Origin of the sequence: Eubacterium multiforme (assembly GCF_030813415.1) — a bacterium.
Classification (GTDB): domain Bacteria; phylum Bacillota; class Clostridia; order Clostridiales; family Clostridiaceae; genus Clostridium; species Clostridium multiforme.
The window spans coordinates 26,029-52,158 of record NZ_JAUSUF010000002.1 but is presented as its reverse complement, the minus strand read 5'-3'; the positions used below and the strand labels follow the sequence as shown (position 1 = coordinate 52,158).

Annotated in this window: 27 protein-coding genes and 1 pseudogene; 3 read left to right on the top strand and 25 right to left on the bottom strand. The window is 28.6% G+C overall.

Features of this window, described 5'->3' with window-relative positions:
* Window positions 1-59 precede the first annotated feature (59 nt).
* The 16 genes and pseudogenes from trmD to pta form a co-directional block, all read right to left on the bottom strand.
* Entirely contained in the window at window positions 60-776 is a 717-nt protein-coding gene (gene trmD / locus J2S18_RS04225; RefSeq protein ID WP_307483661.1) for a tRNA (guanosine(37)-N1)-methyltransferase TrmD, read from the bottom strand.
* Window positions 766-1,263: a ribosome maturation factor RimM gene (rimM, locus tag J2S18_RS04220; RefSeq protein WP_307483658.1), complete on the bottom strand. Its 498-nt coding sequence runs from the start codon at window positions 1,261-1,263 to the stop codon at window positions 766-768. The genes trmD and rimM overlap by 11 nt, the downstream gene beginning before the upstream one ends.
* Before the next feature lie 164 nt (window positions 1,264-1,427).
* Window positions 1,428-1,655, bottom strand: coding sequence for a KH domain-containing protein (locus tag J2S18_RS04215; protein ID WP_307483655.1), 228 nt, complete (start codon window positions 1,653-1,655; stop codon window positions 1,428-1,430).
* Window positions 1,656-1,706: 51 nt separating this feature from the next.
* Window positions 1,707-1,952 carry a 30S ribosomal protein S16 gene (gene rpsP / locus J2S18_RS04210; RefSeq protein WP_307483653.1) on the bottom strand — a complete coding sequence of 82 codons (246 nt, stop codon included), beginning with the start codon at window positions 1,950-1,952 and terminating at the stop codon, window positions 1,707-1,709.
* A gap of 33 nt (window positions 1,953-1,985) precedes the next feature.
* The gene (gene ffh, locus J2S18_RS04205) at window positions 1,986-3,341 is read right to left on the bottom strand and encodes a signal recognition particle protein (RefSeq protein ID WP_307483649.1); all 1,356 of its coding nucleotides are present in this window, start codon (window positions 3,339-3,341) and stop codon (window positions 1,986-1,988) included.
* 16 nt (window positions 3,342-3,357) lie between these two features.
* On the bottom strand, window positions 3,358-3,687 hold the full coding sequence (locus J2S18_RS04200; RefSeq protein ID WP_307483644.1) for a putative DNA-binding protein: 330 nt from the start codon (window positions 3,685-3,687) through the stop codon (window positions 3,358-3,360).
* Between the two features lie 84 nt (window positions 3,688-3,771).
* Window positions 3,772-4,683 (bottom strand): signal recognition particle-docking protein FtsY, encoded by a 912-nt coding sequence (gene ftsY / locus J2S18_RS04195; protein WP_307483642.1) that lies wholly within the window; start codon window positions 4,681-4,683, stop codon window positions 3,772-3,774.
* Between the two features lie 24 nt (window positions 4,684-4,707).
* Window positions 4,708-8,265: pseudogene (gene smc, locus J2S18_RS04190) on the bottom strand (chromosome segregation protein SMC).
* A 189-nt stretch (window positions 8,266-8,454) separates the two neighbouring features.
* Complete coding sequence (locus tag J2S18_RS04185; protein WP_307483639.1) at window positions 8,455-9,480, bottom strand: elongator complex protein 3; 1,026 nt, start codon at window positions 9,478-9,480, stop codon at window positions 8,455-8,457.
* On the bottom strand, window positions 9,473-10,171 hold the full coding sequence (rnc, locus tag J2S18_RS04180; RefSeq protein WP_307483636.1) for a ribonuclease III: 699 nt from the start codon (window positions 10,169-10,171) through the stop codon (window positions 9,473-9,475). The genes J2S18_RS04185 and rnc overlap by 8 nt, the downstream gene beginning before the upstream one ends.
* A 109-nt stretch (window positions 10,172-10,280) precedes the next feature.
* The gene (gene acpP / locus J2S18_RS04175) at window positions 10,281-10,511 is read right to left on the bottom strand and encodes an acyl carrier protein (RefSeq protein WP_209795281.1); all 231 of its coding nucleotides are present in this window, start codon (window positions 10,509-10,511) and stop codon (window positions 10,281-10,283) included.
* 76 nt (window positions 10,512-10,587) lie between these two features.
* The gene (gene plsX / locus J2S18_RS04170) at window positions 10,588-11,586 is read right to left on the bottom strand and encodes a phosphate acyltransferase PlsX (protein ID WP_307483633.1); all 999 of its coding nucleotides are present in this window, start codon (window positions 11,584-11,586) and stop codon (window positions 10,588-10,590) included.
* Window positions 11,587-11,641: 55 nt separating this feature from the next.
* Entirely contained in the window at window positions 11,642-11,824 is a 183-nt protein-coding gene (rpmF, locus tag J2S18_RS04165; RefSeq protein ID WP_209795283.1) for a 50S ribosomal protein L32, read from the bottom strand.
* Between the two features lie 2 nt (window positions 11,825-11,826).
* Window positions 11,827-12,342, bottom strand: coding sequence for a YceD family protein (locus J2S18_RS04160; RefSeq protein ID WP_307483630.1), 516 nt, complete (start codon window positions 12,340-12,342; stop codon window positions 11,827-11,829).
* Between the two features lie 166 nt (window positions 12,343-12,508).
* On the bottom strand, window positions 12,509-13,705 hold the full coding sequence (locus J2S18_RS04155; protein ID WP_307483628.1) for an acetate kinase: 1,197 nt from the start codon (window positions 13,703-13,705) through the stop codon (window positions 12,509-12,511).
* A 43-nt stretch (window positions 13,706-13,748) separates the two neighbouring features.
* Complete coding sequence (pta, locus tag J2S18_RS04150; RefSeq protein WP_307483626.1) at window positions 13,749-14,750, bottom strand: phosphate acetyltransferase; 1,002 nt, start codon at window positions 14,748-14,750, stop codon at window positions 13,749-13,751.
* Window positions 14,751-14,980: 230 nt separating this feature from the next.
* Here pta and J2S18_RS04145 point away from each other — a divergent pair, with 230 nt between their 5' ends.
* Together J2S18_RS04145 and spoVV are read left to right on the top strand one after the other, a co-directional pair.
* Complete coding sequence (locus J2S18_RS04145; RefSeq protein ID WP_307483623.1) at window positions 14,981-16,183, top strand: nucleotidyltransferase; 1,203 nt, start codon at window positions 14,981-14,983, stop codon at window positions 16,181-16,183.
* Window positions 16,184-16,234: 51 nt separating this feature from the next.
* Window positions 16,235-17,407, top strand: a complete 1,173-nt coding sequence (spoVV, locus tag J2S18_RS04140; RefSeq protein ID WP_307483621.1) for a dipicolinic acid transporter SpoVV — start codon at window positions 16,235-16,237, stop codon at window positions 17,405-17,407.
* On the opposite strand, the gene J2S18_RS04135 is transcribed toward spoVV, so the two are convergent.
* From J2S18_RS04135 to J2S18_RS04110, 6 genes are all read right to left on the bottom strand, one after another.
* A complete protein-coding gene (locus tag J2S18_RS04135) occupies window positions 17,397-17,936 on the bottom strand; it encodes an ATPase (protein ID WP_307483619.1) in 540 nt (179 codons plus the stop codon). The two genes, spoVV and J2S18_RS04135, sit on opposite strands and share 11 nt — an antisense overlap.
* 11 nt (window positions 17,937-17,947) lie before the next feature.
* A complete protein-coding gene (gene coaD, locus J2S18_RS04130; RefSeq protein WP_307483617.1) occupies window positions 17,948-18,433 on the bottom strand; it encodes a pantetheine-phosphate adenylyltransferase in 486 nt (161 codons plus the stop codon).
* A complete protein-coding gene (gene rsmD, locus J2S18_RS04125) occupies window positions 18,433-18,993 on the bottom strand; it encodes a 16S rRNA (guanine(966)-N(2))-methyltransferase RsmD (protein WP_307483615.1) in 561 nt (186 codons plus the stop codon). Before rsmD ends, coaD begins: the two co-directional genes overlap by 1 nt.
* Window positions 18,994-19,061: 68 nt before the next feature.
* Window positions 19,062-21,125 (bottom strand): ATP-dependent DNA helicase RecG, encoded by a 2,064-nt coding sequence (gene recG / locus J2S18_RS04120; RefSeq protein ID WP_307483614.1) that lies wholly within the window; start codon window positions 21,123-21,125, stop codon window positions 19,062-19,064.
* Between the two features lie 112 nt (window positions 21,126-21,237).
* Window positions 21,238-22,884 carry a DAK2 domain-containing protein gene (locus tag J2S18_RS04115; protein WP_307483611.1) on the bottom strand — a complete coding sequence of 549 codons (1,647 nt, stop codon included), beginning with the start codon at window positions 22,882-22,884 and terminating at the stop codon, window positions 21,238-21,240.
* A 14-nt stretch (window positions 22,885-22,898) separates the two neighbouring features.
* Window positions 22,899-23,249, bottom strand: coding sequence for an Asp23/Gls24 family envelope stress response protein (locus J2S18_RS04110; RefSeq protein ID WP_307483607.1), 351 nt, complete (start codon window positions 23,247-23,249; stop codon window positions 22,899-22,901).
* A gap of 196 nt (window positions 23,250-23,445) precedes the next feature.
* On the opposite strand from J2S18_RS04110, the gene rpmB reads away from it, so the two are divergent.
* The gene (gene rpmB / locus J2S18_RS04105; protein ID WP_024614610.1) at window positions 23,446-23,637 is read left to right on the top strand and encodes a 50S ribosomal protein L28; all 192 of its coding nucleotides are present in this window, start codon (window positions 23,446-23,448) and stop codon (window positions 23,635-23,637) included.
* Between the two features lie 218 nt (window positions 23,638-23,855).
* Here the strand turns inward: rpmB and J2S18_RS04100 are convergent, their stop codons facing one another.
* From J2S18_RS04100 to rsgA, 3 genes are read right to left on the bottom strand one after another with little or no spacing between them, the layout of a single operon-like run.
* Window positions 23,856-24,494, bottom strand: coding sequence for a thiamine diphosphokinase (locus J2S18_RS04100; protein ID WP_307483605.1), 639 nt, complete (start codon window positions 24,492-24,494; stop codon window positions 23,856-23,858).
* Between the two features lies 1 nt (window position 24,495).
* Window positions 24,496-25,146 (bottom strand): ribulose-phosphate 3-epimerase, encoded by a 651-nt coding sequence (rpe, locus tag J2S18_RS04095; protein WP_307483603.1) that lies wholly within the window; start codon window positions 25,144-25,146, stop codon window positions 24,496-24,498.
* Complete coding sequence (rsgA, locus tag J2S18_RS04090; RefSeq protein WP_307483601.1) at window positions 25,146-26,009, bottom strand: ribosome small subunit-dependent GTPase A; 864 nt, start codon at window positions 26,007-26,009, stop codon at window positions 25,146-25,148. The genes rpe and rsgA overlap by 1 nt, the downstream gene beginning before the upstream one ends.
* Window positions 26,010-26,130 lie beyond the last annotated feature (121 nt).

The window sequence follows — 26,130 nt, the reverse complement described above, 5'->3', positions numbered from 1 at the left end:
GGACCGCCCGTACTAGCACAAAGCATATTTTAACACAAAATATTACCTATTGCAACATTTTATTTGTTACTATCTCTTAACAATTTTTTATCTTCTTTATTAAGTTCTATTTTTTTAAATAAATCTTTTCTTTTTTCTCTTGTACTTATTAAAGATTGTTTTCGTCTCCATTTTCTAATATTTTCATGATGACCTGATAATAATACATCAGGAACTCTAGCACCTTCAAATTCCTCAGGTCTTGTATATTGAGGATACTCTAAAAGCCCATTAGAAAATGACTCCTCCATAAAACTTTCTTCTTTTCCTAAAACACCAGGTTTTAATCTAAGTACAGAATCTATTATAGGAATTGCAGCCATCTCTCCACCTGTTAATATAAAATCTCCTAAGGAAATTTCCATATCTATATAATCATATATTCTTTCATCAATTCCTTCATAATGGCCACATAAAAATATTAATTCTTCTTCTCTTGCAAGTTCCTTTGATATTGAATGATTAAATTTTCTTCCTCTTGGTCCTAAAAAAACTACTTTACCTTTATTATTTTTTTTACATTCCCTTATTGTATCAATAACTGGCTGTGGTGCCATAACCATTCCAGCACCACCACCATATGGATAATCATCAACCTTTTTATGCTTATTTTTAGTAAAGTCTCTTATATTTAAACATTCAATATCAACAATTCCTTTTTCCTTTGCTTTTCCTATAATGCTATGATTAAATATAGAAAACATTTCAGGAAATAAAGTTAATATACTAATCTTCATCTTGCCATTCTCCTACAGGTCTTATAACAATTTTTTCATTTTCTAAATCTATATCTAAAACTATTGTTTTAAGTACTGGAATTAATAATTCCTTTGGCTCTCTTATCCAATAAACATCATTATTTTTTGTTTCTATAATATCATATATTGGTCCAAGATCCTTTCCTTCTGTATCAAAAACGTGAATTCCTATAAGATCTGTTGCATAAAAAGTATCCTCTGGAAGTTCTGGTTCTCTCTCCCTTGGCACTTCTAATAATTTATTTTTATATTTTTCTGCATCATCAATAGAATTTATACCTTCAATTTTTAAAATAACTCTATCCTTTTGAAACTTAACTCCTTCAATAGCTCTTTCTACACCATCTATAAAAACAGTTCCATATCTTTTGAAATTATTAACATCTGAAGTGGAAGGCATAACCTTAACTTCTCCCTTTAATCCATGAGTATTTACTATTTTCCCTACTCTAAAAAAATTTTCCAATAAATTCACCTCTTTTTATAATAACTAAAAACATATTATTATTTTATCTCATTTTTAAAATTTCTAATACTACTTTATCCTTTTATAATACATGAAATTTTTTAATTTTCTATATTACAATTTTTAAACTTTATATAAAAAGAGTTAGGACAGGCCTAACTCTTCTAAATAATTTCAACTACTACTCTTTTTTCTTCTTTTATTGCTGCAGCCTTTACTACGGTTCTAATAGCTTTTGCTATTCTTCCCTGTTTTCCAATAACTTTTCCCATATCTTCTGGTGCAACCCTAAGTTCTAGTATAATTGATTGCTCACCTGCAATTTCATTTACTTTAACTTCATCAGGTTTATCCACAAGAGATTTAGCTATTACTTCAACTAATTCTTTCATAAGTGTCCTGCATTTAGTTTATGTACTATTTGCAGTACTCACCTCCTAAAATTACTTGTTTAGGCCTGCCTTTACGAAAAGCTTCTTAACAACTTCTGTTGGTTGAGCACCATTTTGAAGCCATTTGTTAGCTTTTTCTTCGTTGATTTTTATTTCAGCTGGTTCTGAAATTGGATTGTAGAATCCGATTTCTTCGATGAATCTACCATCTCTTGGGCTTCTTGAATCAGCAACAACTACTCTATAGAAAGGTGCTTTTTTAGCTCCCATTCTTCTTAATCTTATCTTTACTGCCATTTTTAATTTCACCTCCTTTAAATAATAATTATATTAACTCATAAAGGGCATTTTTCCAAAGAGACCTTTTTTGCCTCCCTTTTGAAGTGACTTCATTTGTTTCATGTTCTTTTTCATCATTTCATAACCTTTAATAAGTTTATTAACATCTTGGATTGTTGATCCTGAACCCTTAGCAATTCTCTTCTTTCTTGAAGAATTGTTAATTACAAGGGATGGATTCTTTCTTTCTTTTGCTGTCATTGAAAGAATTACTGCCTTAACTTTTTCCATTTGCTTTTGCCCTTGGTCAAAGTCAATTCCTTTTAATTCTTTTGAATTAGCACCTGGAATCATCTCCATTAGCTTATTTAGTGGTCCAAGTTTCTTCATTTGTTCCATTGCTGTTAAGTAATCTTCAAAATTAAGACCTTGACCCATCATTTTTTTAGTAAAATCAGCTGCTTCTTCTTCATTAATTGCAGATTGTGCCTTTTCAATAAGAGACAATACATCTCCCATTCCAAGTATTCTTGATGCCATTCTATCTGGATGGAATACTTCAAAATCGCTCATCTTTTCACCAACACCAATAAACTTTATTGGTTTTTCAGTTATAGATCTAATTGAAAGTGCAGCTCCACCTCTTGTATCACCATCAAGTTTAGTTAAAATAACTCCTGATAAATCAAGGTCACTATTAAAACTTTCTGCAACATTAACTGCATCTTGTCCTGTCATAGAATCTACTACAAGTAAAATCTCTGAAGGATTTACAGCTTCCTTTACATCTTTTAGTTCTTCCATTAAGCCTTCATCTATATGTAGTCTTCCGGCTGTATCTATAATAACTACGTTATTCCCATTATCTTTTGCATATTTTATACCAGCCTTTGCAATATTAACTGCCTTTTCTTTATCTCCCATAGAGAAAACTGGTATATCTATTTGCTTTCCTACAACTTGTAATTGCTTAATAGCTGCAGGTCTATAAATATCACATGCTACAAGAAGCGGTTTTTTATTATTCTTTCTAAGGTTTAGTGCTAGTTTACCACACATTGTAGTTTTACCAGCCCCTTGAAGTCCTACAAGCATTATTACTGTAGTTCCACTGCTTGAATAATTTATTTTACTTTCGCTTCCCCCCATAAGTTCAGTAAGTTCATCGTTAACTATTTTAATAACTTGTTGTCCTGGTGTCAAGCTTTCTAACACATTACTTCCAACGCATTTTTCTCCAACACTTTTAACAAACTTTTTTACTACTTTATAGTTAACATCAGCTTCTAATAAAGCAAGTTTTACTTCCCTCATAGCTTCTTTAATATCTTTTTCATTAAGCTTACCCTTACCTCTTAATTTCTTAAAGGTATTTTGAAGCTTTTCTGATAATCCCTCAAAAGCCATATTAAACCTCCTAATGTTATAAATCTTCTAGTTCTTTCTTTAGCATATCACATTCTTTATCAGAAATAGAATACTTTTTCTTAAAGTTTTTTAGAAGTTTTATAATTTTTTCTTCCCGATTTATACTCTTTTGAAGTAAATTTAATTTACTCTCATAGGTTAAAAGTTGTTTATAACATCTTTTAAGCAAATCATGAATGGCCTGACGACTTGTGTTGTTTAATTCAGCAATTTCAGCTAAGGATAAGTCATCTTCAAAATAAAGCTCCATGATATTCCTTTGTTTTTCAGTTAATAATGGTTTGTAAAAATCCATTAATAATGAAATCTCAACCCTATCTTCCATCATATAATCACCTTACCCACAAAAGAGATAATAACAGATATATTTTAAGGTGTCAAGTATTTTTACTTAACACCTTAAAAATTTTTAAAATAATGCTTCTGCAAAACTTTCTGCATCAAATTTTTGAAGATCATCTATACCTTCACCAACACCAATGTATTTAACTGGTATGTTAAGAGATTGTTTTATTGATATAACAACTCCACCCTTTGCAGTACCATCTAACTTTGTTAATATGATTCCATCAATAGGGCAAGCCTCCATAAATTGTTTAGCTTGAATAACTGCATTTTGTCCTGTTGTTCCATCTAAAACAAGAAGAGTTTGCTTTTTAGCATCCTTATATTCTCTATCTATTATTCTATTTATTTTTGAAAGTTCATTCATTAAATTTTTCTTATTGTGAAGTCTTCCTGCTGTATCACAAATTAAAACATCTACGTTTCTAGCTTGTGCTGCCTTAACTGCATCAAAAACAACTGCTGCTGGATCTGAACCTTCACTTTGTTTTACTATATCAACATGAGCTCTTTCACTCCAAACTTCAAGCTGATCAATAGCTGCTGCTCTAAATGTATCTGCTGCTGCAAGTAAAACTTTCTTGCCTTCTTGTTTATTTTTAGCTGCAAGTTTTCCAATTGATGTTGTTTTACCTACACCATTTACTCCAATTACAAGTAAAACTTCTTTTTTATTATCTTCTTCCTCTTCTTTATCTCCCTCTAAAAGCATATCTCTTATTACTTCTTTAAGAGCTGGTTTTACCATTTGAGGATCATTTATTTTCTCTTTTCTAATTTTAACTTTTAATCTATCTATAATTTCAACAGTTGTATCCATTCCAATATCTGAAATTATTAATATCTCTTCTAATTCTTCATATAAATCATCATCAATAGTTACAGCTAAATTTAAAGCCTCATTAATTTTATCTTGTAAGCCATCTCTAGTCTTACTTAATCCTGTTTTTAATTTTTCAAATAACTTTCCAAACATTTTAAGTCCTCCACTTCTAAACCTTTATTTAGTTAAATCAACAGATACAACCTTAGAAATTCCTTTTTCCTCCATTGTAATTCCATACATTATATCACTTACTTCCATAGTACCTTTTCTATGAGTAATTACTATAAACTGAATATTTTTATCTGAAAACTTCTTTAAGAATTCTGCATATCTATAAACATTTGAATCATCTAATGCAGCTTCAATTTCATCTAATATACAAAATGGAGTTGGTTTCATCTTTAATATTCCAAAAAGTAATGCTATTGCAGATAATACCTTTTCACCACCAGACATTAAATTTATATTTTGAAGCTTCTTTCCAGGGGGCATAACATTTATTTCAATATTACAAGTAAGCTCATCCCCTTCTCCTAGAATAAGTTCAGCACTTCCACCTTTAAATAATTCTCTAAAAGTTTCATTAAAGTTTTTATTTAATATTTTAAAATTATCATTAAATAAAACTTTCATCTTTGATGTCATTTCGGAAATAACAGAAATAAGTTCTTCCTTTGCCTTTTCTAAATCCTCTTCCTGTGAAGTCATAAATTTATATTTTTCACTAACTTCTTCATACTCTGCTATAGAGGCAAGATTTACTGTTCCAAGGGCAGATATTCTTCTCTTAATAGAACTTACATTTTCTTTAAAAGCTACTAAGTTTTCAATAGGTTTTGCTATTTCTAATGCTTCTTGATAAGTTAAATCAAGTTCCTCATTAAGTTTCTTATAATAGTTTTCTATTTCCATTTCACTTTTAGCTTTAAGAATTTCTCTTTTATTAAGTTCTCCCTCTTCCTTATTTATTATTTCTCTCATATCCATAATTAAACTATCAATTTTTCTAAACTCTTCTTTGAAAGTTGCTTTATTTATTTCATCTTCTTTAAATATTTCTTCAAGTACAAGTATTCTTTTAGAATTTTCTTCTATACTTTTGTTTTTTTCTTCTATGCCCTCTTTACTTTTATCTATTCCGTCTAAAGCTTCTTCATTTTCCTTTTTTATTTTTTGAAGTTTTAGATTTCCTTCTTTAAGTTCATTATCTTTTCTTAAAATTTCATTTGTTATATTTTGAATAGATGCATCTGTAGATGCCTTTCTTACTCTTGCATCTGTTAATTTGCCTTTGCACTCTTCAATATATCCCTTTTCTCTTTCAATAATATTTTCAAGTTCAATGGCTCTCTCTTTATTTAATGAATTTTCATCTGTTAATTTATTAAGGTTACCTTCATGTTCCTTTAACTTTTCCTTTAAAGATAATATTTCTTCATCTAAAAGTTTCTTTTCACCCTCTAAAGAATTTAAATTACCTCTTAACTTTCTTATTTCATTTTCTAAATTTGATAATTCATTTTTATTTGTAACTATCTCTATTTTTATTTCATGGACTTTATCTGTATAATTTAGTATCGTTTCATCAATATTTTTTCTTTCATCCTTTATTTTTTCTATTTCTGATGAAAGGTTATTAATTGTTTCTTTTCCAGTTGAAATTCTTTTTTCAAGATCTTCAATTTCTCTTTTTCTACTTAATATATTTGAAGTTTTTCCTTTTATGCTACCTCCAGTTAAGGCACCACCAGCATTTAAAACTTCTCCCTCTAAAGTTACAATTCTATTTCTATAATTAGTTATCTTTGCAATTTTAAAGGCACTATCCATATTAGTACAAATTAAAGTTCTTCCTAAGGAATAGTCCATTATTTTTGTATATTTATTATCAAATTTAACTATTTCAGATGCGATTCCTAAATATCCCTCTATTTCCTTAACTCTATTATCAACAATTATTTTCTTACCATTTATTATGTTAAGAGGAAGAAAGGTAATTCTACCTAATTTATTTTTCTTTAAATAACTAATTAAATCTTTTGCAATATTCTCAGTTTCTGTAATTACATTTGAAATAGCAGATCCTAATGAAGTTTCTATTGCAGTTTCATATCCTTTTGGAACTTCAAATATTTCTCCAAGAACTTCAATTCCTTCTGTGTGAGGAGTTAATTTTTTAGAGACACTATCCATTAAATTTTTTAAAGATCTATTATATCCTTCATATTGATTTTCAAGATCTTCAAGCATTGTCTTATTAGCTTATAATCTACTTAAAGCAATATTTGCAGTCTTTATTTCATTTTCTTTCTTTGAAAATATATTATTAAGTTTTCCTAACTTTTGCTTACTTAAATAAAGCTTTTCTTTTAAAAGTTCAAATTCTTTCTCTTCTGATTCAATTTTTAATGTTAAACCATTAGCACTAGCTCTATTTAATTTTATATTACTATCAATATTTCTAAAAGATACATCTATTCTATCTTTTCTTTCTTCTTTTCCTTTTATAGAACTGTTTATTTCAGTTATTTTATTTTTTATGTTAGAATTTCCTCTTAATAATTCTAATTCACTGTTTTTTAAAGTTTTAAGCTCATATTCTAAAGTATTTATTTTTAGATTTAAAGCTTTGCCCTCTTCTTCTAGTTTAGAAATCTCTTCTTCTCTATTTTTTTCTTCTTCTCTTTTATTTAATAATTCTTTTTGTAATATTTCTTTCTCTTTATGTAAATCTATAACTTTATTATTAATCCCATATTCTTCAAACTTATTTTTTTCTAGAATATTATTTAAATTTTTTATTCTTTCATTAAAAAGTTCAATATCACTATTAGATTTTGTTATATCTTCTTTTTTCTTAAAATACTCAAGCTTCTTATCTGTTGTTTTTCTTTCTAATTCCTCAAGTTTTCCTTCTATGTTTTTTAAAACTTCTCTTTTTAATTTTAATTCTTCTTTTTTAGAATTTATTTCTTTAACTCTTTTATTTAAATCTTCATTAAAAACATTTAAATCTTTTTCTACAGTTTTAATAGTATTTACTATTAAAGAAACTTCCTTTTCCTTTAATTCATTAGATAAATCCTTAAATTTTAATGCTTTTTCCCTTTCAACACTTAAAGGTTCCAATCTTTCCTCGTAAGTTGAAATTATATCTCTTATTCTTACTAGATTGTCATCTGTATTAGATAGCTTTTTTTCTGCTTCATTTTTTCTATATTTATACTTAACAATTCCAGCAGCTTCTTCTAATAAGGCTCTTCTATCTTCCGCTTTACCACTTAATATAGCTTCAATCTTACCTTGTCCAATAAGTGAATAACCTTCCTTACCAATACCTGTATCCATAAAAAGATTTATTATATCTTTAAGTCTGCATTTATTATTATTTAATAAATATTCTGTTTCTCCTGATCTAAATATTCTTCTAGTTACTTTTACCTCGTTATAATCAGTTGATAAAGTTTCATCTGAATTATCTAATGTAATAGATACTTGAGCTAGTCCAACTGGCTTTCTATATTGAGTACCTGAAAAAATTACATCTTCCATTTTTCCACCTCTAAGAGTTTTTACACTCTGTTCGCCAAGAACCCATCTTACAGCATCTGAAATATTACTTTTCCCACTACCATTAGGTCCTACAACTGCTGTAACACCTTTTTTAAATTTAAACTCTGTTTTATCAGCAAAGGATTTAAATCCTCTAAGTTCTAAAGATTTTAAAAACAAGCACTCCACTCCCTACATTATAAAAATATCGGTATTAAGGTTACTAAAAATACTAAAACTAAGAATATAGCAAGGGCAACTTGCACTTTTTCTCTAGTCTTTTTTCTCACATAAATCACCTCTAATTTAAAATTATATTGAATAATTAATAATAATGGCACAAAACGAGAGTTTCCTCTCGCTTTCTTTTTATATCATTATCTCTTTTTCGTATTTCCCTTTAAGAATTATTTTTCCTCTATTCACATTATCTGTTACTTGTACCTTTAAATTATAACCAGCATCTTTAAGTTTATTAAAGTATACTTTTTTGTTAGCATAAAGCTTACTTAAATCTCTGTTATTAATTAAAATAGTACAAATTTCATCTTTATTAATTTCTTTTTTTATTTTATCTGCAATTAAACTACTTTCAACAAGTTCTCTAAAAGCTGGATGGAAAGGTCCATCTACTATATCTTTACCAGTATTTATTGTATCTGTTGGCTGAAGACCTATTCTTATAACATTTACACCAGCCTCATTAAATATATTATATATCTTTTTACTTACCTCTACAGCTGTTTCTAATGTATAAGGATTATAATCTCCCATTAAATACATTTTTTCCATAGGAGTATCCTTTATAACAAGGGATGGATATATTCTTACAATATCAGGTTTCATTTTTAAAGAATCCATTGCACTTTTTATATCCTTTTCTGGATCTGATTTTGGAAGTCCAGGCATTAATTGATGCCCTAAGGTTATTCCATACTCCTTTATAAGTTTTGATGCATTAAGAGCATCTAAAACTGTATGTCCTCTTCCAGCAGCTACTAATACCTCATCATCTAAAGATTGTATACCAAGTTCTATTATATCTACACTATAATCCTTTAAATAACTTAATATATAGTCATTTATATAATCAGGTCTTGTAGACATTCTAATCTTTTTTACTATTCCCATATCTTTATATCTTTTAGCAACTTCTAGTAGCTCTCTTTGCTTCTCTTCTTTTATAGCTGTAAAAGTTCCTCCAAAGAAAGATACTTCTATAACAGCCTCTTTATTTTCTATAGTTTCAAAATATTCTTCAATAATATTTTGAACCTTTCTAGCATCTACCTTATCTTTAACTCCAGTTATTCTGTCTTGATTACAGAATACACAATTATGAGGACACCCCTCATGTGGAACAAATATAGGTATAATGTAATGTTCTTTACTCATCTATTGCCCCCATCCTCTGTAAAGCTTGCTTTGCTGATGCCTGTTCTGCTTCTTTTTTAGAATATCCTTCCCCTTCTCCCATACATTCACCATTTATAATTACTTTAGTGAAGAATTTTCTTCTATGAGGTGGTCCTTCAAACTTTACTAAGTCATATATTATGTTTACTTCTCCATTTTTTTGGAGATGTTCTTGAAGCTTTGTCTTAAAATCTAAAATAATTTTATTTTCTATAGCTCTATCTATTATATCTTTAAATTGATTTAAAATAAATTCTCTAGTAAACTCTAATCCTTTATCTAAATATATAGCAGCTATTACAGCTTCTACTGCATCAGCTTGAATTGAAGTTCTCTTTCTTCCTCCTGTAAGTTCCTCTCCTTTACTCATTCTAATGAAAGTACCTAAGTTTAATCTCTTAGCTATTTCAAATAAAGAATTTTCACATACAATAAGACTCCTAATCTTCGTTAATTCCCCTTCTGCCTTATCCTTATAATTAATAAATAAATACTCAGTTATACATAATTGAAGTACAGAATCCCCTAAAAATTCTAATCTTTCATTATATTCAGTATCTTTATATTGATTTGCAAAAGAACTATGGGTCATTGCGATCTTTAAATAACTTAGATTGGTGAAACTCACTCCAAGTGAGCTTTCAAATTCTTTTAACTTTAATTTACTCATTTTTATACACTCCTCTAAGTTTATTCTTCAGTTTGCTTTAGGTAAACAAATTCAAGAATAAACTATTTAATTTTAAAATATAAAATCCCGCAAATTTAGCGGGATTTTACTACTCTTCAACATGGTTTTTTACGTATTCTACGACATCTCCAACAGTTTTGAATCCCTCAACATCTTCATCTGGAATTTCCATATCTAATTCATCTTCTAATGCCATTATTAATTCTACTATATCTAGTGAATCTGCATTTAAATCATCAATAAAAGATGCATCTGGTGTAACTTCACTAGCATCTATGCTTAATTTCTCTGCTATAATTTCTTGAATTTTTTCAAACATATTATCACCTCCTAAATCCTTCCCTTAGATAATATTATATATTAAATAGACAGTCAATATTCTACAATAATAAATTTTAATTATTTTGTCCTATTTCTGCTTTTATTTTTTCTATTACTTTACCTTTATGGAATATTATAGTTTGTTTTATTGCATTTTTAAAAGCTCTTCCATCTGAACTTCCATGTGCTTTAATACAAATACCATCTACTCCTAAAAATGGTGCTCCACCAACTTCTTTATAATCAAATTTAACCATAAGGGACTTAAATACAGGTTTAAGTAATGCAGCTCCTAATTTAGGTATAAATGCAGCTCCCATTATTTCATCTTTAATTATTCCAAGTAAATTTTTTGCAGCTCCTTCGTAAAGTTTAAGGGCAGTATTTCCTACAAATCCATCACAAACTAATACATTTGTATCTCCAGTTGGAATTTCTCTAGGCTCAATGTTTCCAACAAAATTAAAACTTTCTTCTTTTAAAAGTTTATATGTTGCCTTTGTAAGATCATTTCCTTTTTCTTCTTCAGCACCAATGTTTATTAATCCTACTGATGGATTTTCTTTATTAAATACACTTTCATAGTATATTTTTCCCATTTTAGCAAATTGAACAAGGTAATTAGGCTTACAATCAACATTAGCTCCAGCATCTACTATCATAAAACTTCCTCGTCTTCCAGGCATAATTGGAGCTAAAGCTGGTCTTTCCACTCCTTTAATTCTACCTACAATAAGAGTACAGCCTGCTAAAAATGCTCCTGTACTTCCAGCTGATATAATTCCATCGCATTCTCCAGACTTAACTAAATTTAAAGCTTTTACAATACTTGAATCTTTTTTTCTTCTAAGAGCCATAACTGGATGTTCATTTGTTGTTATTACTTCATTTGCATCAATTACAGTAACTCTTTCCTCTGGATAAGTATATTTTTTTAGTTCTTCTTCTATTTTATCCTTTGGTCCTGTTATATACATTTCAATGTCACTGTATTCTTTTACAGCATCAACTACACCTTGAACTACTGCCATTGGTGCATTATCTCCACCCATTCCATCTATTGCAATTTTCATTTAGTTCACCTCTTTTTCTCTATATATAAAGAAAAGAAAGTCAAATGACTTTCTTTTATTCTTCTGAAGATGTTACTTCTTTACCCTTATAGTATCCACAGTTCTTGCAAACTCTGTGAGCTAGCTTCATTTCGTGACATTGTGGACATTCAACTATTCCTGGTAAGCTCGCCTTAAAAGTTTGAGCTCTTCTTGAATCTCTCTTTGCTCTATATGTTTTTCTCGCTGGATTTCCCATGCTTACACCTCCTTATTTTCAAGCAGTGCCTTAAGACCTGCTAATCTTACATCTACATCTTCACTATCACAAGTGCAAGTTTCAATGTTAAGATTTTTACCACATTTGTGACAAAGGCCTTTGCAATTACTACTACAAAGTCTTTTAATCGGTAAGGTTGAAATTATTTCTCTTTCAACAAAATCTGTGATATCTAATTCATCACTCTTTACAAATATTACATCATCATTATCTGATTCGTCAACATTTGTAAACCATTCTTCTATTTCAAAATCTATTGGATAGATGAAGGTTTCTAAACATCTTGAACAAGCAACCTTAAGCTCTGTTCTAACGTGTAGGCTAATCATAAGCTCTTTTTCTCTTGAAGAAATAGTTCCTTCAACAAAAACCTTTGAAACTGGTTCTATTAATTCGCCTTCAAAGTGAAAATTATCCATATCAAATTGATAGCTAATATTTTTTTCTCTTTCTCTTCTTGAAAGAAAGTCTGAAAATTGTAACTTCATAATTTTCATGCTCTGGATAAAATCCTCATGCTTTAAAAAGCACATTATACCAAATTCATGGCATAGCTCGAGCGAAAGCGCCTTTTTCACCCCTTAGCTTAAAATATTTACTGAACAAACACAATTTATTATATAAAGAGGTGCATAAAAAGTCAAGAAAATTTATCAATAATTACTATTTTATTAAACCTAAAGTCTCTTTAGCAATCATTAATTCTTCATTTGTAGGAATAACAAAAGCTTTTACTTTGCAGCCATCTTTTGATATTTCTGCAACTTTTCCTCTTACATTGTTCTTCTCTTTATCTATTTCTACTCCTAAGAATTCTAATCCTTTAAGAACATTTTCTCTAGTTTCAACTGAATTTTCTCCAACACCTGCTGTAAATACTATAACATCAACTCCACCCATAGCTGCAGCATATGCACCTATTTGTTTTCTAACGCTATATTCAAATACATCTAATGCAAGTTTAGCTCTATGATTATCATGGTTAAATGCAGCATCTTCTATATCTCTAAAGTCTGAACTTACACCTGAAATTCCTAAAACTCCTGATTTTTTATTTAAAATTGTATTTACTTCTTCTGCTGAATAATTAAGTTCTGACATTAAATATGTAGCTATAGAAGGATCTATGCTTCCTGATCTTGTTCCCATAACTACACCTTCAAGAGGAGTGAATCCCATTGAAGTATCAATTGATTTTCCACCCTTAACAGCTGTTAGTGATGCTCCATTTCCTAAATGGCAAGTTATAATCTTTAAATCTTCTATGTTTTTATTCATAACCTCAGCAACTTTAGCTGAAACATATTTATGTGAAGTTCCGTGGAATCCATATCTTCTTACAGCATTATTTTCATAATACTCATAAGGGATAGCATATGTGAAAGCTTCCTCTGGCATTGTTTGATGGAATGCAGTGTCAAAAACAGCTGACATTGGTGTATTTGGCATTAAAGCTTTACAAGCTTCTATTCCTATTATGTTTGCTGGATTGTGAAGTGGTGCAAGTTTTACACACTCTTCTAAGTATTTCATAACTTCATCGTTAACTAAAACTGATTCTGAATATTTTTCTCCACCATGAACAACTCTATGTCCAACTGCTGAAATTTCATCCATTGACTTTATAACTCCGTTATTTTCATCAATTAATGCATCTAAAACTAATTTTATTGCATCTTTATGATCCTTCATTGGTTGTTTTATTATATATTTATCTCTTCCCTCAACTTTTTGAGTTAAGATTGATCCTTCTATTCCTATTCTTTCAACTAATCCTTGAGCTAATGATTCTTCGTTTTTCATATCGATTAATTGATATTTTAAAGATGAACTTCCACAATTTATTACTAAAATTTTCATTTTGAAAACTCCTTCCAAACTTTTTGTAAAATTTTTATTAATATTATTTTATAGATTGAGCTTGAACTGCTGTTAATGCAACAACATTAACTATATCGTCTGAACTACATCCTCTTGATAAATCGTTAATTGGTTTTGCAAATCCTTGGCAAACTGGTCCTATAGCTTCTGCATTTGCAAATCTTTGAACTAATTTGTATCCAATGTTACCTGCTTGTAAGTCTGGGAATACTAATACATTAGCGTTTCCTGCTACCTTACTATTTGGTGCTTTTTGGTCTGCTACTTTTTGTACTATAGCTGCATCTAATTGCATTTCTCCATCTATTTGTAAGTCTGGTCTTAATTCTTTAGCTCTTTCTGTTGCTACTCTAACTTTATCAACTAATTCGTGATCTGCACTTCCCATTGTTGAGAATGAAAGCATAGCCACCTTTGGTTCTATTTTGCAAAGGCTCTTTGCTGTTTCTGCAGTAGCTATTGCAATTGCTGCTAATTGTTCTGATGTTGGATTTGGGTTAACTGCACAATCTGAGAATAAAAGCATTCCCTCTTCACCATATTTTGATCCAGGTACAAGCATTATAAAGAAACTTGATACAACTGAAACTCCTGGTGCAGTTTTTATTATTTGAAGACCTGGTCTTAAAAGATCTCCTGTTGTGTGAACAGCTCCTGAAACCATTCCATCAGCATCATCTAATTTTACCATCATTGTAGCAAAATAAAGAGGATCTCTAACAATTCTCTCAGCCTTTTCTATTGTCATGCCTTTTTTCTTTCTTAATTCATAAAAGGCTTGTATGTAATCATTAAGCTTTGGTGAATCTTCTGGATCTATTATATCTACTCCTTTAAGATCTACCCCTTGCTCTTTACCAGCCTTTAAGACTTCTTCTTTATTACCAATTAATATTGGTGTTGCTATTCCTTCTTCAACTATTTTTTTAGCTGCTACTACTGTTCTTGCTTCATTACCTTCAGGAAGAACTATCTTCTTCTTATCAGATTTTGCAGCCTCCCATATTTTATTCATAAGTTCCATGTTCATTTCTCCTTTCAAAGATCCGTGTTTATCTCCACATACTACTATACTCCTAAACACTAGTCATTTTCAACCTTTGAGGCTCAAAAAATTACTTTTTGGTTGAATTCTTTAGATTTAAAATACTCTTAATTTTCTGAAAAATTACCCTCTCTCTTTTAAAAGTGCCATTTTTTTTTAATTATGCTATACTTATTAATATTCTTTATTTTTTAAGGAGGATTATTTTCATGAATTTAACAGGAATTATTACAGAATATAATCCATTTCATTTAGGTCATAAACACCATCTTCAAAATGCAATAAAAGATACAAAAGCTGATGGTATTATATGTGTAATGAGTGGAAATTTTATGCAAAGAGGAACTCCTGCAATTATAGATAAATTTAATAGAGCAAAAATAGCTGTTTTAAATGGAGTTGATCTTGTTTTAGAACTACCATTAGTATATTCACTATCTTCTGCTGAAAATTTTGCTTATGGTGGTGTAAAACTGCTTAACTCATTAAATTGTATAAATAATATTTACTTTGGAAGTGAAAGTGGAGATATAAATAAATTAATTGATATTGCAAAAATACTAAAAGAAGAAAATAGTTTTTATAAAGATTTATTAAAAGCTGAGTTAAAAAAAGGATTACCTTTTCATACTGCAAGAATGAATGCATTAAACTCATTAAGTCCTAATTTAAATGTTAATGAGATTATAGGAAATTCTAATAATATTTTAGCTATTGAATATATTAAGGCATTATTAAAAATAAACAGTAAAATTACTCCTTACACTCTAAAAAGAGAAGGAAGTAATTATAATGACACCTCTTTAAATAGCGAATTTTCTTCTGCAACTTCTATTCGGGAGACTTTAAAAAATAATTTTAATATATCATCTATAAAAAGTTCTTTACCTGTAGAAACTTATAATGAATTTAAAAGATTATATAATGAAAACTATAATTTTGTATTTGAAGAAAAGCTTTTCCCTTTCATAAAATATAAACTTTTAACTTATGGGGAAAATCTACATCTTATTAATGATATTTCAGAAGGTTTAGATAATAAAATTTTAAGAGAAATTTTAAATTCTAATTCATTAGAAGAATTAATATTAAAATCTAAGAGCAAAAGATATACCTATACTAGAATATGTAGAGTTTTGTCTCAATTTTTTATAGGCTTTGAAAAATATAATATAACTAAAATACAAAATCAGCCTATAAATTATATCAGGCCACTAGCCTTCAATAAAAAAGGAGCTAAAATCCTTAAGGAAATAAAAAATAATAGTAATTTAACTATATTAACTAAGTTTCCTAAAAACATTGAAGATGATATGCTAAAATTAGATTTATTAGGTTCAAAAGCCTATTCATTACTTAACACTTCTGTTTCACCAATGGAAGATTATTTTAAAAGTCCATATATTTTATAAAGAATTTAACTTTATTTTGTGCATATAAATACTATTGATGGGAGTGATTTCATGAATAGTATTTTTATTTTGTCTTTTTTTATATTCATTCTAACTTTTATATTATTAAAATTACTTAAGATTAAAAAAAATTATATTTTCTGTTTTATAATTACAGTATTTATAATACTATTTGTATCTAATATTGAAACATCAATAATTGCTGCAATGGAAGGCTGTAAACTTTGTTTTAAGGCTATTATACCAACTGTGTTTTCCTTTTCTTTAATATGTAATTTACTTATTGCTTATGATGGAATTTCAATTTACTCTAAACTTTTAGGTCCACTTATATGTAAACCACTAAATCTTTCAGAAAATTGTTCCTTTCCTATTGCTGCAAGTATGTTATGTGGATATCCTTTAGGGGCCAAATATACATCTGATATATATGAGCTTGGTTATATAAATAAAGATGAGTATTCAAGACTTATTAATATAGCTTCTAATGCAGGTCCAATATTTTTAATAGGTGCAGTAGGTGCAGCTCTTTTAGGTAGTGCAAAATATGGTTATTTCCTTTTAATTAGTAATTATTTATCTATGTTTTTTATTGCTTTTATAACTAAAAAAAAGTCTTTTCCTTATAAAACTTCAAAGAAAAAGACTTCTAATAATTCTAATATAAATTTTGGACTTGCAATTGATACAGGGATAAAAAAAGCAATAAACACCACTCTATCCGTATGTGGTTATGTAGTTGCATTTTCTGTAGTTATATCTATATTAAAGAATACTTCTTTAATATATACTTTCTTTAATAATGTAGAAAGTTTTTTTAATATACCTAAAAACGTATTATATGGTACATTTCTAGGTAGCATTGAACTAACTAATGGTTGTAACATAATTGCTTCAAGTAATATTACAATACATTTTAAATTAGCTGTAATAAGTTTTTTTGCTTCTTTCTCAGGAATATCCGTTATTGCACAAACTTCATCATTTATAGGTAAAAATAACATATCTATAATTAGATATATAATATTAAAATTTATACAAGGTATTTTTAGCTTCATATTAAGCTTTACTTTGTCAAACTTAATATTTAAAGCTGTAGAAACTTCAAATACTATATCACAAGCTAATTTATTTAATAACATAGCCCTATACTCAATTCCTATAATAATATTTTTATTAGCTTCACTAATTATAAAAATATTATTTAAAAAAATTAATTCATAGTTCTTAACTCTTTAATATTTTCTTTTACAATGGAGCATGCCTTTGTAAGATTCTCATCAATTTCCTTTGCAGTATCCTCAAAGCTTATTTGAAGAGATTTTATAAGCTCCATTTTATTTTTTTCCATTTCTCTATCTAAGTCAGAAAGAATCTCATCTGCATAATCTCTAGCTCCAACTCTAATATTTTTAGAATCTCTCTTAGCTGATGCTAATATTTCTTGAGCTCTTATTTTAGCTTCTTTAACAATGTCATGGTTTTCCACATTTTGTCTCATAAGCTGCATTGTTTCTTCTTTAACTGAATCATATTCTTTTTTTGCTTCAGCTAATATTCTTTCTCTTTCATTCATTACCCATTGAGCTTTTTTAAATTGATCTGGTAGATAATTTATTATTTGGTCTATAACACTTAAAAACTCTTTTTTATCTATCATAGTTTTCCCACTCATAGGCACCTTTGGTGAATTATCTACAAGGTCTTGTAAATATTCTAAAAGTTCAATAATATTAATTTCTTGCTTATCCATTGAAAACACCCCTATTTTTCCCTGTTAATCTTTTTCTCAATATCTTTAATAATATTATTTGGAACTAATCCATCCATATTGCCCCCAAACTTTGCTACTTGTTTAATAGCAGATGAGCTTAAAAATGAATTTTCAGCTGATGTCATCATAAATACAGTTTCAACATTTGAATCTAATTTATTATTCATAAGTGCCATCTGCATTTCATATTCAAAGTCTGACACAGCTCTTAATCCTCTTAATATTATACTAGAATCTTTTTCTTTAAGTAAATCTATAAGCAGTCCTTCAAAACTTATAATTTCTATATTTTCAATATCAGAAGTTGCTTTTTTTATTAGTTCTACACGTTCTTCTATTTCAAATAATCCTTTTTTATCTACATTAATGAGTACAGCAACAATAATCTTATCGAAAACTTCTGCTCCTCTTTTGATAATATCTAAATGCCCATTAGTAATAGGATCAAAACTTCCAGGATATATTGCCGATTTCATTATTCTTCTCCTCTAATCTTGTAGAAACAAACTGTAGTATTTCCATATTTTCTGCTTTTAGTAAGTACTATATCTTCATAGCCTTCATATATTTCTTCTATACTATCTATTTTTGTAACTATTATTCCATTTTCATCTAACATATTATTTTCTTTAATTACTTTTATTGCTTCTGGAATCATCTCTTTGCAATAAGGTGGATCAATAAATATTATATTGAATACCTTTCCTTTTTTTGCAAGCATCTTAAGTCCTTCATATGCATCTATATTTAATGGATGACAAAAATCTTCAAATTTAAGATTATAAACATTTTCCTTTAATAGTGGAAAAGTTACTGAGCTTTTGTCAAATAAGTAGCACTCCTTAGCTCCTCTACTTGCAGCCTCTAACCCTAAACTTCCAGTTCCTGCAAAAACATCAACAACTGTAGCTTCTGGTATATATCCTTGAATCATACTAAACATTGCTTCCTTCACTCTATCTAAAGTTGGTCTAGTTTCGTATGTTGCTGGTGATAATAATTTACGTCCTCTTGCTCTTCCTGCTATTATTCTCACTACTTTATCCTCCTTGGTGCTATATATCTTTTATTCTATCATAATAGACTTTTTTATACAATTTATAATTAATTAAAACATATATATTTACTACTTTTTTCTAAGTTACTCTTTATTTCCCTTATTAAAAGTTTATTTTTTTCAGTTTCATTAATTAAAATATTGTTAGCTTCTTCCCTTGCCTTAATTAAAATTTTCATATCATTATAAAGATCCGCAAGTAAAAATCCCTCATCTCCACTTTGTCTCATTCCAAACATTTCTCCAGAACCTCTAAGCTTTAAATCCTGTTCTGAAATGTAAAATCCATCAGTTGATTCTGTAAGTATTTCCATTCTCTTTTTTGTTGTATTACTCTTTGCCTTTGCAATAAGAATACAATAGGATTCATATTCTCCTCTTCCAACTCTTCCTCTAAGTTGATGTAACTGTGCCAAACCAAATCTTTCAGCATTTTCAACTATCATAACAGAAGCATTTGGTACATTAACTCCAACTTCTATAACAGTTGTTGAAATTAAAACTTTAGTTTCACCATCTTTAAACCTATTTATAATATCATCCTTTTCGCTGCCTTTCATTTTTCCATGAAGATATTCAACCTTAATACCACTAAAAATTCCATTAGTTAACTTTTCATATACACTTTCAACTGAATTTAGTTGTTCCTTTTCATCTTCTTCAATAAGAGGACATACTATATATACCTGTCTTCCCTTTTTAATTTCACTTAGGGCTAAACTATAGGCTTTGTCTCTAGCATCATCACTAAAAAATCTTGTATCTATCTTTTTTCTTCCAGGTGGCAATTCATCTATGGCAGATACATCTAAATCTGAATAAACATAAAGAGCTAAAGTTCTTGGAATTGGTGTTGCAGTCATAACTAACACATCAGCCTTTTTACCTTTGTTTATAAGTTTACTTCTCTGTTCAACTCCAAACCTATGTTGTTCATCAGTTACAACAATCCCTAAATTGTTAAATTCAACATCTTCTTGAATAAGTGCATGGGTACCAATTACAACTAAGGGTTCCTTTTCCTTTATTCTTTCCTTTATTCTTTTCTTCTCCTTCATTGATGTACTTCCAGTTAAAAGTTCTATTTCCACATTAAAGTTTTTAAAAATACTTTTAGCTTCCTTAAAATGTTGATTTGCAAGTATTTCAGTTGGAGCCATAAAAGCTGCCTTATATCCATTTTTATATGCATTAAATATTGCAATTAAAGCAACTATAGTCTTACCTGAACCAACATCACCTTGAACAAGTCTATTCATTGGATAAGATGATCTTTGATCTTTAAGTATTGCCCTTACTACCTTTGCTTGAGCATTTGTTAAACTAAAAGGAAGGGATTCTCTTAAATCATTAAGTTCTTCACTCCAATTAAATCCTATTCCATTTTTAATTCTTGATTTTTGTTTTAATAAAAGTAATTTCATTGAGTAAGTAAATAATTCCTGAAATTTCAATCTTTCTATTGATTTTTCCAACTTACTTTTATCTTTTGGAAAATGAATTTCTCTTATTGCATCATCAAAGGAAATTAAATTATATTTTTTAATAATATCTAAGGGAAGATTCTCCGCTACAACAATATTATCTAAAACCTCTCCAACTATTTTAGCTAAAAAATTATTAGTTAACTCACCCTTTAAAGAATACTTAGGAATTATTTCACTTTTTAAAGCTTCATTAGAACCTATTTGAGGATTAGTTATTTGGAGAGTGTTTGAAACTCTCTTATATTTGCCTAACAGATTATACTTTTCTCCTCTTCTAAACCTTGTTTTTACATAGGGTTGATTAAACCAATTAGCTATAATAGTTACTTCATTATGCTTAAACTCTATTGTAGTTATTACTTTTCCTGTTTTTGTTCTAAAATCTCCTTTAACCTTATTCATATAACAGGTTATTATTTGTTTTTCATTTTCATCTACATCTTTAAGATCACTATTTCCATTTATAAATTCATAATCTCTTGGAAAATATAAAAGCAAATCTAATATACTAAATATTCCAGCTCTATTTAATCTTTCTGTTGCCTTTGGTCCAACACCTTTTATATTATTTACAGGAGTATATATATTCGTTTTTAGCACCTCTTTTCTAAAAATAAAAAGCACCTTTCGGTGCCTTTTATTTATATAATTTGATATTTATCTTATTCTTAACAAGGCTATTATCTTAATAAAGTTAACAGACAAAATATTAAAACTCTAGATAAATGTTAACTTATTATTCTACTGACATTAAGAAGTAGTATAAAGGTTGATCTCCCTTATATAATTGAATATCACAGTCTTCATACTTTTCTTCTAATTTAGCTACAAATGAATTTGCTTCATCCTCTGAAACACCTTCTCCATAGAATATAGTTATAAGTTCACTATCATCATCAATCATATTTTCAAGAACTTTTGAAGCAACCTTAAATTTATCTTCTCCAACCTCTTTGATTTTACCTTCTACTAATCCAAGCATATTACCTTCTTGAATTTGTATTCCATCAATTTCAGTATCTCTTACTGCATATGTTACTGAACCTGTTTTTACACTTTCCATAAGTTCTTTTAATTCTTCTTCATTTTCAGATACATCTGCATCTCTATTAAACATTGATACGCAAGTGATACCTTGTGGAATTGTTGTTGTTGGTATAACAATAACATTTTTTTCTGCTATATCCTTAGCTTGTGTTGCAGCCATTATTATATTTTTATTATTTGGGAAAATAAAAATATTTTCTGCATTAATCTTTTCTACACAATCTAAAATATCTTGAGTTGAAGGGTTCATAGTTTGACCACCTTCAATTACGTAATCAACACCTAAATCTTTAAATATGTTTGTAATTCCTTTTCCCATAGCAACTGTTACAAAACCATATTTTTTCTTTTCATCAGAAACTGCAGTTTCTTCTTGTTTCTTTTGATCTTCTCTCATCTCTTCTGCTAAAAGCTCTCTATGTTCTTCTCTCATATTATCTATCTTTATTTTTGAAAGTTCACCAATCTTTACAGCTTTTGATAAAACAAGACCTGGATCATTTGTATGAATATGAACTTTTATAACATCATCATATCCAACAACTATCATTGAATCTCCTAAAGCTTCAATTTCATCTTGTAATTCCTTTGCATGAGTTGCATCTCCTAATATTATAAACTCAGTACAATATCCAAATTTAATATTTGCATCTCCAGTAGCCTTAGCTCCAGTAACACTTCCGCCACCTTCACCAATTTTTATATCACTAATTTCTGCAACTATGCCTTCTTTTAATGCTTCAAGCATACCTTGAAGTATTATATAAAGCCCCATTCCACCTGAGTCAACAACTTTTGCTTTCTTAAGTGCTGGCAATAAATCTGGAGTCTTATCAAGCATATCCTTTGCAGCTACTGTAACTTCCTCTAAAAGTTCTGTTATATTCTTAGCTCTTGAATGCATTCCAGCCTCTGCTGCCATTCTTACAACTGAAAGAATTGTACCTTCTGTAGGTCTCATAACAGCTTTATATGCTGCATTTGATCCTTCTTGTAATGCATTTGCAAATTCATGAACTGAAGCTTCATCAACCCCATTTAATCCTTTTGAAATCCCTCTTAAAATTTGTGAAAGGATAACTCCTGAATTACCTCTTGCACCCATTAAAGCACCTTTTGCAAGCTTTTTTGATACTTCTCCTATAGAATCAGAATCTATATTTTCTATTTCTTTAACAGCTGCTTTAAATGTCATTGACATGTTAGTTCCTGTATCACCGTCTGGTACAGGGAATACATTTAATGCATTAACAAAATCACTTTTTTCAGCTAGTCTGTTACTTGCATTTACAACCATGTTGTAAAAATCACGGCCGTTTATCTTATTAAATTCCATTAGTTTGTTACCTCCTAGACTCTTACCGCTTGAACATTTACTGATATTGATGCAACACTTAATCCAGTAAAGTTTTCAACATTATAACGTACTTTTTGAATTATATTGTTTGCTATAACGGATATCTTTGTTCCATACTCTACCATAACAAATAATTCTATTCCTAATTTATCATCATCATTAACAGTTATTTTAACACCTTTATTAAAATGCTCTATTCCAATTAACTCCCAAAGACCTTCTGTAGCATTCTTTGAAACCATACCTACTACACCATAGCATTCCATTGTTGATAATCCAACAATTTTAGCTAGCACTTCTTCTGAGTAGTGAACTTTTCCATTTTCTCTTGAAAATCCTACCATCTCTATTCCTCCTCATACATATCATATATATATTTTATATTAGAAAGTTTTAATATTCAAGATTTATATGTAAATATAGAAAATATTATCTATAAATTTTAAATATATACTTGCAAAAAGCTATAACATTGTGATACAATGAATTCTGTCCTATTGAAGAGAAATATATCTTCACTTAACAAGGAGGTGTTTTCAAGTGGCAAGAAGATGCGAAATTTGTAATAAAGGCGTTGTTTCAGGTGTACAATACAGCCATTCACATCGTCAATCAAAGAGAACTTGGGCTCCTAACATAAAGAAAGTAAAGGCTTTAGTTAACGGAACTCCAAAGAAAGTTCATGTTTGTACAAGATGTCTTAGATCTGGTAAGGTTGAAAGAGCAATATAGTTCAAATAAAAAAAATGCATTGCATAAGCACTGCATTTTTTTTATACCTTAAATTCTTATGTATATTATTATTTTTTTCTTCTAAAAAAATTTATTATTTTAGATATACATTTAGGTAATTTTATTGCTACTATTTTCATTTTTTCCTCCAAATATAATTAATAATAAAACCAATATCCCTTTTTACATTATATGTGAAAAAGAAATATTGGTTACAATTAATCTCTAGTATACATAACTAGTATTATACCTTCAGAAAAAGTTATATTAATATCTCCATCTAAAAATTCATTACATATAGCCCTTGGCTCTAAAAGTTTCATATTATAATCAGTTAAATCATATTTTCCACCTCTTATAGTAAAGTTTTTAACAACTTCACTTAAAGCATGAAAAGATACATAACTTCCTTCTTCTTTTTTTATTACAGAACTTTTATCTACAATAAACATTCTATTATGTTCATCAATAATTTGAATACTTATATTATCTTTAAGTCCATTAAATAATAATCCAATGTTACCTAAAGTATGATCAAGTCTTGTTCCTGTAACTCCAAACATAAGAATTTCTGAAACATTATAAATTCCCTTAGCCCTTCTATATGCTAAATGAGTATCTGAATAATCTTTATGAGAACTATACCTTTCTAAATTTACCTCTTTAGATAAAAAGTAATTTAAAACATCCTTATCTATGGAATCAAAATCTCCAAGTATTAAATTTGGCATTATATTAAGTTTATATAATGTATTGCATCCACTATCTACTCCAATTATAATGTCATCTTCTTTTAAATAAGATTTAAGTAACTTCCCTGATGGTGAAGTACCACCACTTACTATAATTGCTCTCATTTTATGCATTCCTTTTTAGTTCGCTAATATTTTTTAATACCTCTCCATTTTTATATACTGCTGAACCTGCTACTGCAACATCAACGCCAGCTTCTCTAACTTTTTTAATATTATTAACGCCAACGCCTCCATCTATTTCTATTATTAAATCTTTATTATATTTCTTTCTCATTTCATCTATTTCTCTTACCTTATCTAAAGAATATTCAATGAAACTTTGTCCTCCAAAACCTGGATTAACACTCATAATTAAAACCATATCTAACTTTGGAATTAAATCCTTAATCATTATTGTTGGAGTTCCAGGATTTAATACTACCCCAGCTTTAACCCCTTTAGATTTAATATATTGAATAGCTCTATCTATATGTTTTTCAGCTTCATAATGAATTGTAATTATATCTGCTCCTGCATCTACAAAATCATCTATGTATCTTGATGGTGATTCTACCATTAAATGAACATCAAATACCTTATCTGTTCTATTTCTAATAGCTTTAACTATAGGTGCTCCAAGAGTTATATTAGGTACAAAGGCTCCATCCATAACGTCTATATGTATATAGTCTGCTCCTCCTTTGTCTAAAAGCTCTATTTCCTCCCCAAGCTTTGAAAAATCTGATGATAAAATTGATGGTGCTATTTTTATCATTAATACTTCCTCCCTTTTAATATTTCTTCTAATGTTCTTATATAAAATTCATATCTATATTTATTTATTTCACCATTTTCTACAGCTTCTTTAACTGCACAACCTGGCTCTTTATAGTGAAGACATCCTCTATATTTACATTTATCATTATACTCCTCAAAATCTGGAAAACAATATTTTAAATCTTCTTTTTCAATAAAGTTTACATCAAGTGTTGAAAATCCTGGAGTATCAACTATATATCCATTTAAAACATCAATAAGTTCACTATGCCTTGTAGTATGCTTTCCTCTACCAATCTTTTCACTAACCTCTCCAGTCTCCATATGACTTCTTTCAGTAAGAGTATTTATAAGAGTTGACTTACCAGCTCCTGAAGGCCCACAAAGAACTGTTACATTACCTTCTAATCTATTTTTTAATTCTTCTATTCCTATTCCTTTTTTAGCATTTATAAATAAAACTTCATAACCTATAGAATTAATTTTTTTCTTTAATTCTTCTCTTTCTTCATCATTTACTAAGTCAATTTTATTTAAAGCTACTACAACTTTTATATTATTACTTTCACATAAAACTAAAAATCTATTTAACAAATCAAAATTTAAATCTGGATTTTTTATTGCAAAAACAACAAAAGCTTGAGTTACGTTTGCAACAGTTGGTCTTATAAGTTCTGAACTTCTCTCTTCTATATCTTCAATTGTTCCTTTTCCATTTTCTATTTTAATTTCTACATTATCTCCAACTATTGGCTTAAGTGATTTATGTCTGAATTTTCCTCTAGCTTTGCATTCTATTATTCCTTCATCTGTTTTTATATAATAGAATCCACCTATTCCTTTAATTATTTTTCCCTTCATAATTCCTCCAAAAAATTATTTCTTACCTTTTTATATAAACACTTTTCTTTTATTTTTGCAACCTTTTACTTTTAAATTAAATTTTAAATAAAGTATTAGTGTATTTTATAATATATAATTT

Excerpts from the sequence above, each read along its gene's own strand:
- rsgA (WP_307483601.1), bottom strand. The coding sequence starts at position 26,009 with ATGAAGGGAAAAATAATTAAAGGAATAGGTGGATTCTATTATATAAAA.
- rpe (WP_307483603.1), bottom strand. The coding sequence starts at position 25,146 with ATGATAAAAATAGCACCATCAATTTTATCATCAGATTTTTCAAAGCTT.
- rnc (WP_307483636.1), bottom strand. The coding sequence starts at position 10,171 with ATGAGTAAATTAAAGTTAAAAGAATTTGAAAGCTCACTTGGAGTGAGT.
- J2S18_RS04135 (WP_307483619.1), bottom strand. The coding sequence starts at position 17,936 with ATGGATAAGCAAGAAATTAATATTATTGAACTTTTAGAATATTTACAA.
- J2S18_RS04200 (WP_307483644.1), bottom strand. The coding sequence starts at position 3,687 with ATGGAAGATAGGGTTGAGATTTCATTATTAATGGATTTTTACAAACCA.
- rpmF (WP_209795283.1), bottom strand. The coding sequence starts at position 11,824 with ATGGGAAATCCAGCGAGAAAAACATATAGAGCAAAGAGAGATTCAAGA.
- ftsY (WP_307483642.1), bottom strand. The coding sequence starts at position 4,683 with ATGTTTGGAAAGTTATTTGAAAAATTAAAAACAGGATTAAGTAAGACT.
- J2S18_RS04110 (WP_307483607.1), bottom strand. The coding sequence starts at position 23,249 with ATGGTAGGATTTTCAAGAGAAAATGGAAAAGTTCACTACTCAGAAGAA.
- plsX (WP_307483633.1), bottom strand. The coding sequence starts at position 11,586 with ATGAAAATTGCAATAGATGGAATGGGTGGAGATAATGCACCAATGGCA.
- J2S18_RS04160 (WP_307483630.1), bottom strand. The coding sequence starts at position 12,342 with ATGAAAATTATGAAGTTACAATTTTCAGACTTTCTTTCAAGAAGAGAA.
- J2S18_RS04100 (WP_307483605.1), bottom strand. The coding sequence starts at position 24,494 with ATGAGAGCAATTATAGTAAGTGGTGGTACTTCACCATCAGGGAAGTTA.
- ffh (WP_307483649.1), bottom strand. The coding sequence starts at position 3,341 with ATGGCTTTTGAGGGATTATCAGAAAAGCTTCAAAATACCTTTAAGAAA.
- rpsP (WP_307483653.1), bottom strand. The coding sequence starts at position 1,952 with ATGGCAGTAAAGATAAGATTAAGAAGAATGGGAGCTAAAAAAGCACCT.
- acpP (WP_209795281.1), bottom strand. The coding sequence starts at position 10,511 with ATGTTTGAAAAAATTCAAGAAATTATAGCAGAGAAATTAAGCATAGAT.
- pta (WP_307483626.1), bottom strand. The coding sequence starts at position 14,750 with ATGGAACTTATGAATAAAATATGGGAGGCTGCAAAATCTGATAAGAAG.
- trmD (WP_307483661.1), bottom strand. The coding sequence starts at position 776 with ATGAAGATTAGTATATTAACTTTATTTCCTGAAATGTTTTCTATATTT.
- J2S18_RS04145 (WP_307483623.1), top strand. The coding sequence starts at position 14,981 with ATGAATTTAACAGGAATTATTACAGAATATAATCCATTTCATTTAGGT.
- J2S18_RS04155 (WP_307483628.1), bottom strand. The coding sequence starts at position 13,705 with ATGAAAATTTTAGTAATAAATTGTGGAAGTTCATCTTTAAAATATCAA.
- coaD (WP_307483617.1), bottom strand. The coding sequence starts at position 18,433 with ATGAAATCGGCAATATATCCTGGAAGTTTTGATCCTATTACTAATGGG.
- J2S18_RS04185 (WP_307483639.1), bottom strand. The coding sequence starts at position 9,480 with ATGAGTAAAGAACATTACATTATACCTATATTTGTTCCACATGAGGGG.
- J2S18_RS04215 (WP_307483655.1), bottom strand. The coding sequence starts at position 1,655 with ATGAAAGAATTAGTTGAAGTAATAGCTAAATCTCTTGTGGATAAACCT.
- spoVV (WP_307483621.1), top strand. The coding sequence starts at position 16,235 with ATGAATAGTATTTTTATTTTGTCTTTTTTTATATTCATTCTAACTTTT.
- J2S18_RS04115 (WP_307483611.1), bottom strand. The coding sequence starts at position 22,884 with ATGGAATTTAATAAGATAAACGGCCGTGATTTTTACAACATGGTTGTA.